Annotated in this window: 13 protein-coding genes; 4 read left to right on the forward strand and 9 right to left on the reverse strand. The window is 63.3% G+C overall.

Features of this window, described 5'->3' with window-relative positions:
- Nucleotides 1-3: 3 nt before the first annotated feature.
- Together GGD65_RS10985 and pstS are read right to left on the reverse strand one after the other, a co-directional pair.
- A complete protein-coding gene (locus GGD65_RS10985; protein WP_018320746.1) occupies nucleotides 4-348 on the reverse strand; it encodes a helix-turn-helix transcriptional regulator in 345 nt (114 codons plus the stop codon).
- Nucleotides 349-436: 88 nt separating this feature from the next.
- Nucleotides 437-1,492: a phosphate ABC transporter substrate-binding protein PstS gene (gene pstS / locus GGD65_RS10990; RefSeq protein WP_183235291.1), complete on the reverse strand. Its 1,056-nt coding sequence runs from the start codon at nucleotides 1,490-1,492 to the stop codon at nucleotides 437-439.
- Nucleotides 1,493-1,849: 357 nt separating this feature from the next.
- Between pstS and GGD65_RS10995 the strand changes: the two genes are divergently transcribed.
- The 4 genes from GGD65_RS10995 to GGD65_RS11010 all read left to right on the forward strand — a co-directional run bounded on the left by GGD65_RS10995 (nucleotide 1,850) and on the right by GGD65_RS11010 (nucleotide 6,194).
- Nucleotides 1,850-2,701, forward strand: a complete 852-nt coding sequence (locus GGD65_RS10995) for a 3-hydroxybutyryl-CoA dehydrogenase (protein WP_026202414.1) — start codon at nucleotides 1,850-1,852, stop codon at nucleotides 2,699-2,701.
- Nucleotides 2,702-2,968: 267 nt separating this feature from the next.
- The gene (locus GGD65_RS11000) at nucleotides 2,969-3,433 is read left to right on the forward strand and encodes a group III truncated hemoglobin (protein WP_183235292.1); all 465 of its coding nucleotides are present in this window, start codon (nucleotides 2,969-2,971) and stop codon (nucleotides 3,431-3,433) included.
- Nucleotides 3,434-3,695: 262 nt separating this feature from the next.
- Nucleotides 3,696-4,349 carry a ubiquinol-cytochrome c reductase iron-sulfur subunit gene (locus tag GGD65_RS11005; RefSeq protein ID WP_183235293.1) on the forward strand — a complete coding sequence of 218 codons (654 nt, stop codon included), beginning with the start codon at nucleotides 3,696-3,698 and terminating at the stop codon, nucleotides 4,347-4,349.
- Nucleotides 4,350-4,466: 117 nt separating this feature from the next.
- Entirely contained in the window at nucleotides 4,467-6,194 is a 1,728-nt protein-coding gene (locus GGD65_RS11010) for a methanol/ethanol family PQQ-dependent dehydrogenase (RefSeq protein ID WP_091962589.1), read from the forward strand.
- Nucleotides 6,195-6,467: 273 nt separating this feature from the next.
- Here GGD65_RS11010 and GGD65_RS11015 read toward each other — a convergent pair whose 3' ends face one another.
- The 7 genes from GGD65_RS11015 to xoxF5 form a co-directional block, all read right to left on the reverse strand.
- On the reverse strand, nucleotides 6,468-6,725 hold the full coding sequence (locus GGD65_RS11015) for a hypothetical protein (protein ID WP_018320740.1): 258 nt from the start codon (nucleotides 6,723-6,725) through the stop codon (nucleotides 6,468-6,470).
- A 72-nt stretch (nucleotides 6,726-6,797) separates the two neighbouring features.
- Nucleotides 6,798-9,125: a molybdopterin cofactor-binding domain-containing protein gene (locus GGD65_RS11020; protein WP_179735823.1), complete on the reverse strand. Its 2,328-nt coding sequence runs from the start codon at nucleotides 9,123-9,125 to the stop codon at nucleotides 6,798-6,800.
- Between the two features lies 1 nt (nucleotide 9,126).
- On the reverse strand, nucleotides 9,127-9,579 hold the full coding sequence (locus tag GGD65_RS11025; RefSeq protein ID WP_018320738.1) for a (2Fe-2S)-binding protein: 453 nt from the start codon (nucleotides 9,577-9,579) through the stop codon (nucleotides 9,127-9,129).
- 654 nt (nucleotides 9,580-10,233) lie between these two features.
- Nucleotides 10,234-10,797 carry an S-(hydroxymethyl)glutathione synthase gene (gene gfa / locus GGD65_RS11030; protein WP_018320737.1) on the reverse strand — a complete coding sequence of 188 codons (564 nt, stop codon included), beginning with the start codon at nucleotides 10,795-10,797 and terminating at the stop codon, nucleotides 10,234-10,236.
- A 32-nt stretch (nucleotides 10,798-10,829) separates the two neighbouring features.
- Entirely contained in the window at nucleotides 10,830-11,939 is a 1,110-nt protein-coding gene (locus GGD65_RS11035; RefSeq protein ID WP_018320736.1) for an S-(hydroxymethyl)glutathione dehydrogenase/class III alcohol dehydrogenase, read from the reverse strand.
- Between the two features lie 60 nt (nucleotides 11,940-11,999).
- Complete coding sequence (locus GGD65_RS11040; protein ID WP_018320735.1) at nucleotides 12,000-12,488, reverse strand: c-type cytochrome, methanol metabolism-related; 489 nt, start codon at nucleotides 12,486-12,488, stop codon at nucleotides 12,000-12,002.
- Nucleotides 12,489-12,599: 111 nt separating this feature from the next.
- A complete protein-coding gene (gene xoxF5, locus GGD65_RS11045; protein WP_018320734.1) occupies nucleotides 12,600-14,402 on the reverse strand; it encodes a lanthanide-dependent methanol dehydrogenase XoxF5 in 1,803 nt (600 codons plus the stop codon).
- Nucleotides 14,403-14,821 lie beyond the last annotated feature (419 nt).

The following is a 14,821-nucleotide window of genomic DNA, read 5'->3' on the forward strand; positions in this document are numbered from 1 at the left end:
CTTTCAGGCTGGCACTTTGCTGCGCTTCCGCGCCGGTTTCGAAGGCTTTGCCGGAGCGCATGACACCCCGCCGCAGCAGTTTTCGGTCAGGAATCCGACCAGCGAATTCATGGTCTCGAACCGCGCCGCATAGATCATCGAACGCCCCTCGCGACGGACGGTCGCGAGCCCAGCCATCCGTAGCCGGTCGAAATGGAAGGTCAGCGTGTTGGGGGCGAGATCCAGCGCCTCGGCCACCGCGCCGGCGGTCAGGCCTTCGGGGCCGGCTTGCACCAGCAGGCGGAAAACATCGAGGCGATTGTCCTGAGCAAGCGCGGCAAGCGCCGCGACGGCGTCCGTCTTTTCCATATTTCAACGATTATTGAAATAACGGCGGCCTGTCAATCGAGATTGGCATGCGGAGAGCCAATCTCGATTGACAGGCCGCAGTCGCTGTTCAGCGCTTCACGCTGGCCGATGCCGAGACCGTGGGGGCTGCCCCGATGCTCTGCTGCCAATAGCGTTCGATCTGGTCGATCAAGGCAGGCGGGAGCGGGACGTAGTTGAGCGTCTGGGCCTCGGATTTTCCGTTTTCCAGCGACCAGCGGACGAAGTCGATGGCGGCTGTCGATCGTTCCGGTGATTTCGGCGCCTTCGGCATCAGCACGAAGGTCGTCGCCGTGATCGGGTAGGCGTCTTCGCCGGGCGCGTCGGTGAGCACGAGATGGAAATCCTTCTCCGCCTTCCAGTCCGCGCTTGATGCCGCCGCCTGGAACGATGCGGCGTCGGGCACGACGTAATTGCCGGCGCTGTTCTGCACGATTCCAAAGGAAATCCGGTCGAGCCGTTGCAGCGCATAAGTATATTCGAGATAGCCGATCGCGCCGGGTATGAGACCGACGAGCGAGGCGACACCATCATTGCCGCGGCCGCCGAGGCCAAGCGGCCACTCGACGGAGGTGCCTTCGCCCACGCTGGCTTTCCACTGCGGGCTGACCTTCGACAGGTAGTTCGACCAGTTGAATGTCGTGCCGGAGCCGTCGATGCGATGGACCACCGTGATCGCAGCGTTCGGCAATCTGACGTCGGGGTTGATCGCGGCGATCGCCGGATCGCTCCAGGATCTGAGCTTGCCGAGATAGATATCGGCGAGCACCTGCCCGGTGAAGCGGATCTGGCCGGGCTTGACGCCGTCGATATTGACCACTGGCACGACGCCTCCGATGACGATCGGGAATTGCATCAGGCCGAGCCTGTCCAACTCCCTGGGGTCGAGCGGCATATCGCTGGCACCGAAATCGACGGCTTCCTTTTTGATCAGGCCGAGGCCGATGCCGGAGCCGACCGCTTGATAGCGGACGACGTTGCCGGTCTTGGCCTTATATGCGTCGGTCCATTTCGCCATCACGGGCGAAACGAAGGTTGAGCCGGCTCCTCTGGTCTCGGCTGCCAAGCCTGGCGTTGCGACGAGCAGAGCGGCGAGGATGATGGGAAGTGCAATATGTGTCTTCATTTGCGCGAGGCTAACAGGTGGGGCACGAAGCCGATGTGGTCGATCTCACAATTGCGTCGCGAGGCATTCGCGCTGGCCATTGCGCGCCGACTACACCACGCCGTCAGCTCCGCCGCGTCGTCCGATTGAGGGAGGCCGCTGTCCCGGCCGGGCAGGGACGCAATTTTGGGACAAATTACGCGCCATGCGGCCAAATGGGGCCGTTTCGCGCCCGTCGGCGGCTTTATTCCCGCCGTGGATGCTTTAAGGAGAGGCAGGATCAGGTCGCAGGCGCCCCTCGGCGGTGCTAGAGCCTGATGCAGGGAATAATGGGCCGTGCCGTGTCGGCGGGGCCGCAAGGATGAAGGATATGGAGCAATGATCCAGACCGTTGGCATCATCGGGGCAGGGACCATGGGGAATGGTATCGCGCAGGTCTGCGCGGCGGCCGGGCTCTCGGTCGTGATGGTCGACATTTCCGATGCGGCGGTGAACCGCGGGCTGTCGACCGTCGGCGGCAGTCTCGAGCGTCTGGTCAAGAAGGAGAAGATGTCGGCGGCCGATCGCGAGGCGGCGCTCAAGCGCATCACCGGCACCACCGACCGGGCGAAGCTTGCCGATTGCGATCTCGTCATCGAGGCCGCAACCGAGAACGAGGAGCTCAAGGTCAAGATCCTGAAGGATCTCTGTGCGACCTTGTCGCCGCGAACGCTGCTTGCGACCAACACCTCGTCGATCTCGATCACGAAGCTCGCTGCGGCGACCGATCGTCCTGACCGCTTCATCGGCATGCACTTCTTCAACCCGGTGCCGGTGATGGCGCTGCTGGAGTTGATCCGCGGCCTGCAGACCTCCGACGACACCCACGCCAAGGCCCTCGATTTCGCCAAGCGCGTCGGCAAGGTGGCGATCACCGCCAAGAACAGCCCGGGCTTTGCCGTCAACCGCATCCTGTGCCCGATGATCAACGAGGCGATCTTCGCGCTCCAGGAGGGGATTGCGACCGCGGAAGAGATCGATGCTGGCATGAAGCTTGGTTGCAACCATCCGATCGGGCCGCTGGCTCTGGCCGATCTCGTCGGGCTCGACACCATGCTTTCGGTGATGGAGGTCTTTTACAAGGGCTTCAACGATCCTAAATACAGGCCAGCGCCGCTGCTCAAGGAGATGGTCGATGCAGGCCATCTCGGCCGCAAGACCGGGCAGGGCTTCTACAGCTACGGTACGTGATCTGTCATCGCGACAAAGACGGTTCCGTAGGGTGGGCAAAGCGAAGCGTGCCCACGTTCCGTGGCCGTATCGGACTGATGGTGGGCACGGCGCAAGTGCGCCTTTGCCCACTCTACGATACTGATCAAGGAGCAGGTGCCGGGCTCGAAACGCCGCGGCCCAATCCCGCAATTTGTGCCAGGACAAAGATGTCGGGCGCATTTGGCCTGACAATGTCGAACGGGCGGCTCGCAGGAACGCGGGAACAACGAACGGAAAACGAAGGATATGTCGGATCGACTGAAGGCCGAGCGCGAGGCGGCGGCCGCGCGGCGGAACCTGTTGACCCAGGATGCGATCGAGCGCACCGGGATTACCGAAGAGATGATCGGGGAACTCGTCACCCGCTTCTATGGCCGCGTGCGCGAAGATGCACGGCTGGGCCCGGTGTTCGGGATCGTGCAGAACTGGGGCGAGCATCTCGCCAAGCTCAGAGATTTCTGGTCCTCGGTCGTGCTGATGAGCGGCCGCTATCACGGCTCGCCAATGCGGGCGCATTTACCGCTGAGCCTGGTCGGCGATCATTTCGACCGCTGGCTCGATCTGTTCGAGCAGACCGCGCGCGAGGTCTGCCCGCCGCCAGCAGCTAGCCTGTTCATCGACAAAGCGCGCCGCATCGCCGACAGTTTTGAGATGGCATCGGCCACCGTCTCCGGTTCTATCGCCGCGCCGCGCCACGTGCTCAGGTCCTGACGACGACCGGCTGCCTCCAAAACATGCAGGGTCGTCGCGCTGCGTTTGCGCAGCGCGACGAATAGCGCGTTGCACCAATTCCAACATCATCGGTCTGATCTGCAAAATCATCATGCCGCTCGCGCGGCGCGACGTTGAATTGTGAAAAGGCGCTTGAACACGTTCATCGTTGTTCAATCAACGCGAGCAAAGCCACATTGATGCACTGCGGTGCCAACTCTTCGCCTTGTTTTCGGCAGAGTTCCAGTGCCTGCTTGTGAACATGTCCCGCGCATCGTTCACAACCAATTCATCACCGTCCGAGAGTCCTGGGAAACCCGAAGCCGACGCCTGTGCCGAGCAGACGCGGCGAACAATCCTGCTTGGCGCGCTCGCCACCACCGCCTGCCTCGGTTGCTCCGCGTCTGCGCACGCGGGCGAGGATCCGCCCGGGTCCGACGAACGGCCGCAGAAAGGCGATGTGCTCGTCTTTTCCGAAGGCGACAAGGAGGGAAAGCTCATCACCGCAGCTGACCTGCCGGCCGGCGGACCGCCGGTGCATGCCTGGCCGAAGGATCCCAAGACATCGGTGGTGCGCAGCGCCTCCCGGCTCAACGAGATCCTGATCATCAAGCTCGATCCCGCCGAGCTTGACGAGAAGACGGCCGCGCGCGCCGTCGACGGCATCATCGCCTATTCGGCGATCTGCTCGCATGCCGGCTGTCCCGTCACCGCCTGGGTGAAGAGCGATGTCGGCGACAAGGAGGTGTTCAAGTGCATGTGTCACAACTCCGAATACGATCCTCGTGCGGGCGCACAGGTCGTGTTCGGCCCGGCGCCGCGACGGCTCGCGGCGCTGCCGGTGGCGCTCGCTGACGGCTCGCTCAGCGTCGCCGGCAATTTCATCGGAAAGGTAGGTGGCGCGCAGCCAGGATGACGGACGGTGCGGGCCCACGCCCGCGTCACGAGAGGTCGTATCCGCCGTTGGGCGGACGACGGGACGAACGACAAGAATTCAACACAAGAATTCAAACGGATGAAAAGGGGAACGTCCATGACCAGGAAGCAATGGTACCTGTCCGGCTTCGTCGCCTTCACCTGCCTCGCCTCGACCGCCGCCGTGTCAGGTCCGATCGAGAATTACGCACCGGTCACCGCGCAGCGGCTGGAGAATCCGGAGCCAAACAACTGGATGCTCTATCGGCGCACCTATGACGGGCACGGCTACAGCCCGCTCGATCAGATCAACACCTCCAACGTGAAGAATCTCACGCCGGTCTGGACCTTTGCCACCGGCGTCGTCGAAGGCCACGAGGCGCCGCCGATCGTCAACAACGGCGTGATGTTCGTGGCGACCCCGATGGGACAGGTGATCGCGCTCAACGCCAAGACCGGCGACGAATACTGGCGCTACAAGCGGCAGCTCCCCGACGATCTGTTCCAGTTGCACCCGACCAGCCGCGGCGTTGGCCTCTGGGAGGACAAGCTCTACCTTGCCACCACGGACGACCACGTCGTCGCGCTCGATGCCAAGACCGGCAAGGTGGTGTGGGACACCAAGGTGCAGGACTACAAGAAGGGCCAGTACATGACCCTGATGCCGCTGATCGTCGACGGCAAGGTCATTGTCGGCGGCTCCGGCGGCGAGTTCGGCGTGCGCGGCTATATCGCGGCCTATGATGCCAAGGACGGCAAGGAGCTCTGGCGAACCTTCACCATTCCAGGCGAAGGCGAGCCGGGCCATGACACTTGGCAGGGCGACGATTGGAAGAACGGCGGCGGCTCGGCCTGGATGACCGGCAATTACGACAAGGAGACCAAGACGATCTATTGGGGCGTCGGCAATGCCGCGCCATGGCCCGGCGAGACCCATCCCGGCGACAATCTTTACACCTCCTCGGTGCTTGCGCTCGATCCGAGCACCGGCAAGATCAAGACCTATCACCAGTACCACCAGAACGATTCCTGGGACTGGGACGAGGTCGATGCGCCGATGCTGATCGACCTGCAACGCGATGGCCGCAACATCAAGAGCCTGGTCCATCCGGGCCGCGACGCGATCTTCTGGGTGCTCGAGCGCACGCCGACCAAGATCAACTACGTCGCCGGCTGGCCGTTCGTCTCGACCGACGTCTGGAAGGGCATCGAGCCCGAGAGCGGCAAGCCGATCGTCGACCCCGCGCACAAGCCGGTGATCGGCAAGCGTGTCGAGTTCTGTCCGTCGCTGTGGGGCGGCAAGGACTGGCCGTCGGCGGCCTACAGCCAGAAGACCGGCCTCGTCTACGTGCCCGCCAACGAGAATTTCTGCGGCGGGTTCACCGGCGAGAAAGTCGCCCTCAAGCCGGGTGAGCTCTGGCTCGGCACCAAGCCGGAAGACATCGGCCTGAAGACGAAGCCGGGCGCGGATCATTTCGGCGAGCTGCAGGCCTGGGATCCCACTACGGGCAAGAAGGTGTGGCAACACAACTTCCCGAAGTCGCAGCTGTTCGGTTCGGTGACGGCGACCGCGGGCGATCTCATCTTCGTCGGCGGCACCAATGACCGCAACTTCCGCGCCTTCAACGCCAAGACCGGCGAGCTCCTGTGGGAGCAGAAGACCAACTCCGGCATCATGGGCATGCCGGTGTCCTATGAGATCGACGGCACCCAATACATCGCGATCCAGTCGGGATGGGGCGTCGACGCGCAACGCATCCAGGACGCGCTGGTGACCAACAACATCGGCATCGAAGCCAATGTGCCGCAAGGCGGCGTCATCTGGGTGTTTGCGCTGAAGAAGTAGCTCCGCGGCGGATCGAAAGAAGCGGAGCAGCAGGGGGGTGGCGAATGCGGCGGACGGCAACGTCCGCCGCATTTTTGCGATGGAAGGCGTCGAACGCGCTTACTTCCCTTCTCCCCTAGCGGGAGAAGGTGGCGCGAAGCGCCGGATGAGGGATTCTATCCGCGCTCTCATCGCGAGGCCGAGACAACCCCTCACCCAAGTGAGCTCGTGTCAGCCAGCGTCGCTGCCCTCTCCCGCAGGGGGAGAGGGCGCATCAATGCGCAGACGCGAAGGCTATTTCCCCTGACGCTCCACCTTGTCCTTTTCCTTCTGATTCATCTCGCGAACCTTGGGATCCGGATTGTGCTGTCCGGTGGTCTGGGTGGTGGAGGCAGGCGGGGCGGCGTTGGGCAGCGAGTTCTGGTCCGGCGCGGTGGGGCGTGTCGCGGTGGCCGGCGGCGTCGTGTTGCTCTGGGCGAATGCGCCGGAGGCCGTCACAAGAAAGGCGCCCGACAGCAACGAGACTGCGAGCGCCTTTGAGATATTTGTCATCGATCTGCTCCTGTCAGATCGATGGAAACGGCGCGAGACCGCTTGTGTTCCGTCTCGCGCCTCTGTTCCGTCTCAGGCTTCCAATTGTTTGCCGATCGGAAGCGAGCGGATGCGTTTTCCGGTCGCCGCGAAGATCGCATTGATCAGCGCCGGTGCGAATGGCGGAACACCGGGCTCGCCGACGCCGCTCGGCGGCGTGTCGGGTCCGGGCGGCACGATGTAGACGTTGGTCACCACAGGAGATTCATCCATCCTGACGACCTGGAAGTCGTCAAAGTTCTTCTGCTGCACCTTGCCGTCCTTGAAGGTGATCTCGCCGTATTTGGCGAGGCTCAGCCCCATGATCGCCGCGCCTTCGATCTGCGAGGCGATGCGCTCGGGGTTGACATAGGTGCCGCAATCGATCGCCGTGTCGACCCGTGGCACCGTCAGCTTGCCCTTGTCGTCGACGGCGACCTCGACGATGGTCGCGATGTAGCTGACGAAGCTGCGGTGCACCGCGATGCCAAGGCCGTGGCCCTTCGGTACCTTGCGTCCCCACTCACCCTTCTCGGCGACCAGTTCGACCACCTTGCGCAGGCGCGCGGTGTCGATCGGGTAGCTCTCCTGGGGCTCGCCGTAGTTCCAGAGGTCTTTCACCTCCGGTTTGACGATGCGCGGGCTTCCGATCAGCGCGAGCAGCGTCTCCTTCTGGTCGCGGCCGGTCGCTTGCGCGATCTCGCCGACCATTGATTGCACCGCGAAGGCGCGCGGGATGTTCGAGACCGAGCGGAACCAACCGATGCGGGTGAACGCCGCGGCTTCCGGATTCTCGCACGAGATGTTGGCGATCTCGAACGGCATGTCGACGAGGCCCATGCCGATCTCGAACGGGGCCTGGTGCACGGTCCCGGCAGCGAACGTCGAGGCGATGCTGGGGGCCACGCTGCGATGGCGCCAGGCGACCACCTTGCCGCTCTTGTCGAGGCCGGCCTCGATCCGCTCGACCGAGACGGTATGCAGGAAGCCGTTGTGGATGTCGTCCTCGCGCGTCCACTGCACCTTCACCGGTGCGCCGAGCTCTTTCGAGAGCAGCGCGGCCTCGAGCGCAAAGTCGCATTTCGACTTGCGTCCGAAACCGCCGCCGAGAAGCGTGACGTTGACGGTGACGTTGCCCTCGGGAATGCCGAGCGTCTTGGCGACGTCCTCGCGGGTGCCGCCGGGGCTCTGCACCGGCGCCCAGATCTCCGCCTTGTCGCCCTTGACGTCGGCGACCGCCACCGGCGTCTCCATGCTGACATGAGCAAGATGCGGGACGTAGTACTCGCCGACGATCACCTTGTCGGCGCCCTTCAGGGCAGCGTCCGCGTCGCCCTCCTTGCGCAAGACGAGGCCCGGCTTGCGCGAGGCTTCCTCGAGCTCCTTACGGTAGGCGACGGAGTCGTATTTGCCGTTGGGACCATCGTCCCAGACCAGCTTCAACGCATCCCGGCCCTTGATCGCCGCGCCGGTGTTGCGCGCGATCACGGCGACGCCGCCGAGCGGCTGGAACTTTGATGGCCACGGCCAGCCTTGAACCTTCAGCACCTTCTCGACGCCGGGGATCTTCAGCGCCGCATCGGGATCGAACGAGACCAGCTTGCCGCCGGTTACCGGCGGGCGCGCGATCACGGCATATTTCATGCCCGGCAGCCGCACATCGGCGCCGTAATGCGCCTTGCCGGTGGTGATGTCGTGGAGATCGACGATGCCGACCTGGCCCTTGCCGAGATACCGGAAATTCTTGGGGTCCTTCAGCTTGAGGCCTTCGATGCTGGGCACCGATTCCTTGGCGGCGTCGGCAGCGAGCTCGCCGAAGCCGAGCTTGCGGCCACTGGCGCTGTGGACGACCTCATGATTGACCGCCTTGACCTCGGTCGCCGGCACGCCCCAGCGCTTCGCCGCGGCCTGCTCCAGCATGGTGCGGGCCGAGGCGCCAATCTGGCGCATCGGGATCAGATAATGCCGCGTGCTGCGCGAGCCGTCGGTGTCCTGGTTGCCGAACTTGACCTCGTCGCCATGGGCTTGCTGCACCTTGACCCTGGACCAGTCGGCTTCCATCTCCTCGGCCACGATCAGCGGCAGGCTGGTGCGGACGCCGGTGCCCATTTCCGAACGGTGACCCACGATGGTCACGATGCCGTCGGGCCCGACCGAAACGAACACGCGCGGATCCACCACGACACCGTGCGGCATCTTGCCGGCGCCGGTCTCGTAGGCCAATGCCTGGCGCGACATCACGGGTGCGGCGAGCACGAAGCCGCCGGTGATGCCGAGCCCCTTCAGGATGCTACGGCGCGAGACCTTCTCGACCTTGATGTTCTTTTCGAAGCCACGTTTTTCGAAGCTATGGAGCTTGCCGGGATTGTCGATGAAATTCATGTCACACCCCCGTCGATGCGAGATGGACCGCGTTCTCGATGCGCTGGTAGCAGCCGCAGCGGCAGATGTTGCCTGACATCGACTCGCGGATCTGGTCGTGCGAGGGTTTCGGGTTGTCCATCAGCAGGGCCGCAGCCTGCATGATCTGACCGGCCTGGCAGAAGCCGCATTGCGGCACGTTGACCTGGCGCCACGCCTTCTGCACCGGATGATCGCCAGTCGGATGCAGCCCTTCGATCGTAGTGACCTCGCGTCCGGCGACGTCGTTGACCGACGTGATGCAGGCGCGCACGGCCTGCTTGTCGACGATGACGGTGCAGGCGCCGCACAGGGCCTGGCCGCAGCCGTACTTGGTGCCGGTCAGTCCGGCCTCGTCACGCAGGAACCAGAGTAGTGGGAGATCCGGGTCGCCGTCCCAGCTCTGTTCCTGGCCGTTGATCTTCACCTTGATCATGATCGTCCTCGCTCTTCATAAGCATGCCAAATTCAAAACTTGCCGACGCCGGTCGGCGACGGTTCGTGCCTGGTCGCGCCACATTCCGCCCTCGTCCCGCGCGGGCAGATCCCGGAGGGAGGCAGGAACGCCGATGGCGATGTCTGGATGTGCTCGATACCTCCCCCGTTTTTGTTCTTAATTGATTGAACGTCGTGCGGCATCGTGACGGCGCGATCGTAGCAGAGATCGCCACCGCCCGGCGTTCACAGCCGGGTGTTCTCACCGGGAAAAGATTGCATCGATGGTTTGTCAAAAGCAGGGCGCATCAGCGCGCCGCGTGGGTCGCGTGTTCGCAAACAGGGGGTGCGATGAAAAAAGCTTCGTCCGCCAGAAAGACTGCACGGACGAAGCAAGGTGCCTCAGTCGAGGGAGGGAGAAACGCAGGGGCCGGGAACTTCAAGACGGAAGTTGGCGGCGCTGCGCAGTCATTCAGAGACCAGGACTGAGGGAGCCAATCACGCTCGCATACGCGTAGCTTGCAGGGGCGGCGGCATCGCCGCGACTGTCTCGGGGCCGGGCCCGGGCTCGCTGGCACTGATCGAGGCCAGCGAGCGGATAGGGCATGGCGAACGTCCAACCGCCTTGCTCAGGCGGCCTTGTTAGGCGGCCTTGTTAGGCAGCCTTGGCTTTGGCGACGTGGGTCGCGATCGCGTCCATCAGCGCCGGTGACAGGCAATCATAGGGCTCGAGCCCGATTTCCTTCAGCCGCGAACGGATGCCCGCCATCTGCTCCGGCTTCACGCCCGCTTCGATCACCGAGGAGACGAAGGCGGCGAATTGCGGCGCCTGCGAGCCCTGCTCCTGGAACAGCTCGGGATGAATGAAGTCGAGACCGTAGAACGGGTGGCCCTTGTTCTCGATGCGGCCGTACATGTGGGTGCCGCACGCCTTGCAGGCGTAGCGCTGGATCACCGCGGACGGATCGACGATCTGGAGCTTGTCGCCGTTCTCGAGCACGGTGACGTTCTGGCGCGGCACCACGGCGACGACGGAGAACGTCGCGCCCTGCGGCTTCCAGCACTTGGTGCAGCCGCAGGCGTGATTGTGGGCGACGTCGCCCTTGATGCCGACCTTGACCTGGTGGTCCTTGCATTTGCAGGCCAGCGTGCCGCCGGCGAAGCTGCCGCTGCCCTGTTTGAGGCCGTTGTCGATCGATGGATGGAGTGCAACAGTCATGGGTCGATCCTCCTTGGGGTGACGCTTTCGAGCTAGTAGACGACGACTGAACGGATGGATTTGCCCTCGTGCATGAGGTCAAAGCCCTTGTTGATCTCTTCGAGCTTGAGCACGTGGGTGATCATCGGATCGATCTGGATCTTTCCGTTCATGTACCAGTCGACGATCTTCGGCACGTCGGTGCGGCCGCGGGCGCCGCCGAAGGCCGTGCCGCGCCAGTTGCGCCCGGTGACGAGCTGGAACGGGCGGGTGGCGATCTCCTTGCCGGATTCGGCAACGCCAATGATGATCGAGGTGCCCCAGCCGCGATGGCAGGCTTCCAGCGCCTGGCGCATCACCGTGGTGTTGCCGGTGCAATCGAAAGTGTAGTCGGCGCCGCCATCGGTGAGGCCGACGAGGTGCTGGACGATGTCGCCGGTGATCTTCTTGGGGTTGACGAACTCGGTCATGCCGAACCTGCGGCCCCAATCCTCCTTGGAGTCGTTGATGTCGACGCCGATGATCTTGTCGGCGCCGGCCATCTTGGCGCCCTGGATCACGTTGAGGCCGATCCCGCCGAGGCCGAACACGACCACGTTGGAGCCGGGCGTGACCTTCGCGGTGTTGACGACGGCGCCGACGCCGGTAGTGACGCCGCAGCCGATGTAGCAGCTCTTGTCGAAGGGGGCGTCTTCGCGGATCTTGGCGACCGCGATCTCCGGCAGCACGGTGAAGTTCGAGAAGGTCGAGCAGCCCATGTAGTGATAGACCGGCTTGCCCTTGTAGGAAAAGCGGCTGGTGCCGTCGGGCATCACGCCCTTGCCTTGCGTCGCGCGGATCGCGGTGCAGAGATTGGTCTTCTGGCTGAGGCAGCTTTTGCACTGCCGGCATTCCGGCGTGTAGAGCGGGATGACGTGGTCACCCGGTTTCACCGAGGTCACGCCAGGGCCGATCTCGCGGATGATGCCCGCACCCTCATGTCCCAGGACCGACGGGAAAATTCCCTCGCTGTCGAAGCCGTCGAGCGTATAGGCGTCGGTATGGCAGATGCCCGTCGCCTTGATCTCGACCAGGACTTCGCCGGCCTTCGGTCCTTCCAGATCGAGCTCGACGATCTCGAGCGGCTTCTTGGCTTCGAAAGCGACGGCGGCACGTGTCTTCATTGGTAGCTCCTCAAATTCTCGCAAGGTGCCAAGAGGTAGTCTCGGCAGCCTCAGCAACGTTCATTTATGGCCCATGCAGGCGTCTTCCGCCTTGGTGTAGGCCTCCGTTTTCTCCTCCTTCTTGGAGGGACGCTGCCGACCCCATGCTTCGGTGGAGCGGGCGCGCAGATAGACGTACAGATCGTCCATGTAGCAGGCGACGTTCGGATTATCGCCGAAGGCGGGCATGACGTTCTCCTGCGCGGTCGAGATGTTCTTGCGACCGGAGGCGACAACGCCGAGGAAGTCGCCATAGCTCATGGACTTGACGGAATCCTTGAGCGCCGGCGCGTAGGTCGAGCCCATGCCGTCGGGTCCATGGCAGACGTGGCAGTCGGAGTGATAGCGGCGGTATCCGGAATAGGTGAACCAGTCCACGGTGCCGTCGGAAATCTTGTAGGTCGGAGTGCCTTCCTTATCGAGCCACTTTCCGTCGTCTTCCTTCTTCACGGCGGTCGGATCGCCCGGACCGTCCGCGACCGCAATTCCTCCGGACGCAACCAAGATCATCGCAGCAATGACAGAGCAGATTTTACGCAAGAGATTCATCCTCGAAGGAGCCCGGGGGAGACGAGCCGGCGCGTGGAGTTTATTCCACGCGCCGGAGCGATGCTGATGGGCCTAGTTCGGCAGCGCGAACACGGTCAGCGTACCGCCGAGTGCCGTGTAGTTGCTGAGAGCCGCGTAGCCACCGACCGCGCCGAGACCTGCGGTCGGATCGGTCAGGCCTGCCGCCAGACCGATGCCGGCCCAGCCGCCGACGCCGGAGAGCACTGCGACATACTGCTTGCCGCCGTTCTCATAGGTGGTGACGTTGCCGATGATGCCGGAGGGAGTCTTGAACTTGTAGAGCTCCTTGCCGGACTTGGCGTCGACCGCCTTCAGGTAGCCTTCGAGCGTGCCGTAGAACACCACGCCGCCGGCGGTTGCGAGCGCACCCGACCAGACCGAGAACTGCTCCTTGTTCGACCAGACGATCTTGCCGGTCTTGCCGTCCCAGGCGATGAAGTTGCCCATGTGGGTTTCACCCGCCGGCGGATACATCGAGAGCGTCGCACCCACATAGGGCTGGCCCGCGGTGTAGCTCACCTTGAACGGCTCGTAGTCCATGCAGACGTGGTTGGTCGGAACGTAGAACAGCTGCGTGTCCGGCGAGTAGGCTGCCGGCTGCTCGTCCTTGGTGCCGAGCGCGGCCGGGCAGATGCCCTTCACGTTGACGTCCTCGCCCGCCTTGTCGGTCGAAGCTGCGTCCAGCACCTTCGGACGGCCGTAGGTCGGCGAGTTCTTGTCCATGTCGACGCCGGAGGTCCAGTTCACCTTCGGATCGTACTTTTCGGCGACCAGGAGTTCGCCGTTGGTGCGGTCCATGGTGTAGGCTAGGCCGTTACGGTCGAAATGCGTCAGCAGCTTGCGCGGCTGACCGTTGATCGACTGGTCCGAGAGGATCATCTCGTTGACGCCGTCATAGTCCCATTCGTCATGGGGCGTCATTTGATAGACCCACTTGGCGACGCCGGTATCCGGGTTGCGCGCCCAGATCGTCATCGACCATTTGTTGTCGCCGGGACGCTGCTTCGGATTCCAGGTCGAGGGGTTGCCCGATCCGTAGTAGACGAGGTTCAGCTCGGGATCGTAGGAGATCCAGCCCCAGGTGGCACCGCCGCCGATCTTCCACTGATCGCCTTGCCAGGTCTTCAGACTGGAATCCTTGCCGATCGGCTTGCCGAGCGCGGTGGTCTTGTCGTCGACCAGGAGCTGGTTGTCCGGTCCTTCCGAATATCCGCGCCATGCCAGCTTGCCGGTCTTGATATCGTAAGCCGACATATGGGCCTGGACGCCGAACTCGCCGCCGGAGATGCCGATCAGCACCTTGTCCTTGACGACCATGGGGGCCGACGTGCCGGTCTCGCCCTTGCTCGGATCGCCATTCTTGGCGGTCCACGCAACTTGACCGGTCTTGACATCGAGCGCGACGAGGGTGGTGTCGGCTTGATGCAGGAAGATCTTGCCGTCGCCGTAGGCCAGGCCGCGGTTGACGGTGTCGCAGCACATCACCGGGATGACGTTCGGATCCTGCTTCGGCTCGTACTTCCAGACGATCTTGTTCTCCTGCGAAAGGTCAATGGCATAGACCTTGTTCGGGAACGGCGTGTGGACGTACATCATGTTGCCGATGATCAGCGGGCCGCCTTCATGGCCGCGCAGCACGCCGGTCGAGAAGGTCCAGGCCACCTGGAGCTTGCCTACGTTCTGTGCGTTGATCTGGTTGAGCTTGGAATAGCGGGTATTGGCGTAGTCGCCGGTCGGCATCACCCAGTCTTTCGGGTTCTGCGACATCTTGACCAGCTCGTCATTGGCTGAGGCGCCCCCGACGGCGAGCGCCGCCGCGGAGCCAAGAAAGGTCGCCAGTAGCACCTTGCGCATAGTTATTCCTCCGTTGGTCTCGTTTATTGTTTCCGAAGCAATACTGATTCACCGGGCTTCTCGTCCGGCGTCTGCTCGTGCAGGGCGGTCACGATTGGGACCAGAAACGATGCTGTGCTGTTTCCTCCTCCTGATGAGAGCCACGGGTCCACGTGCAGGAGCGGCCCGTTCTTGTTGTTCCTGCCGCAATCCCTAACGACTTCGTCATCGGGAAACTTGCCCAAGAGAGAAGGCGGTTTGCTTGATAGCGCACGGACGCGAAGATTTTGATTTTGCAGTAGCGAATTCAGCGGCTTCCGCATCGCTTTGACAGTGCCTTCAACGCTCAGGTTCCCCTTGACGGCGCTGCAACTAAGGCGGAGGATTAAGTTTCAAGGGTGGCAATGGAACGATGGCGCTCGTGCCAAAAGACCGCTCAA

It is taken from the genome of Bradyrhizobium sp. CIR18, from assembly GCF_014198295.1.
In the GTDB taxonomy this organism is placed as follows: domain Bacteria; phylum Pseudomonadota; class Alphaproteobacteria; order Rhizobiales; family Xanthobacteraceae; genus Bradyrhizobium.

Bases quoted from the DNA above. Each gene is read 5' to 3' on its own strand.
- GGD65_RS10985 (WP_018320746.1), bottom strand. From the start codon at position 348: ATGGAAAAGACGGACGCCGTCGCGGCGCTTGCCGCGCTTGCTCAGGAC.
- pstS (WP_183235291.1), bottom strand. From the start codon at position 1,492: ATGAAGACACATATTGCACTTCCCATCATCCTCGCCGCTCTGCTCGTC.
- GGD65_RS10995 (WP_026202414.1), top strand. From the start codon at position 1,850: ATGATCCAGACCGTTGGCATCATCGGGGCAGGGACCATGGGGAATGGT.
- GGD65_RS11000 (WP_183235292.1), top strand. From the start codon at position 2,969: ATGTCGGATCGACTGAAGGCCGAGCGCGAGGCGGCGGCCGCGCGGCGG.
- GGD65_RS11005 (WP_183235293.1), top strand. From the start codon at position 3,696: ATGTCCCGCGCATCGTTCACAACCAATTCATCACCGTCCGAGAGTCCT.
- GGD65_RS11010 (WP_091962589.1), top strand. From the start codon at position 4,467: ATGACCAGGAAGCAATGGTACCTGTCCGGCTTCGTCGCCTTCACCTGC.
- GGD65_RS11015 (WP_018320740.1), bottom strand. From the start codon at position 6,725: ATGACAAATATCTCAAAGGCGCTCGCAGTCTCGTTGCTGTCGGGCGCC.
- GGD65_RS11020 (WP_179735823.1), bottom strand. From the start codon at position 9,125: ATGAATTTCATCGACAATCCCGGCAAGCTCCATAGCTTCGAAAAACGT.
- GGD65_RS11025 (WP_018320738.1), bottom strand. From the start codon at position 9,579: ATGATCAAGGTGAAGATCAACGGCCAGGAACAGAGCTGGGACGGCGAC.
- gfa (WP_018320737.1), bottom strand. From the start codon at position 10,797: ATGACTGTTGCACTCCATCCATCGATCGACAACGGCCTCAAACAGGGC.
- GGD65_RS11035 (WP_018320736.1), bottom strand. From the start codon at position 11,939: ATGAAGACACGTGCCGCCGTCGCTTTCGAAGCCAAGAAGCCGCTCGAG.
- GGD65_RS11040 (WP_018320735.1), bottom strand. From the start codon at position 12,488: ATGATCTTGGTTGCGTCCGGAGGAATTGCGGTCGCGGACGGTCCGGGC.
- xoxF5 (WP_018320734.1), bottom strand. From the start codon at position 14,402: ATGCGCAAGGTGCTACTGGCGACCTTTCTTGGCTCCGCGGCGGCGCTC.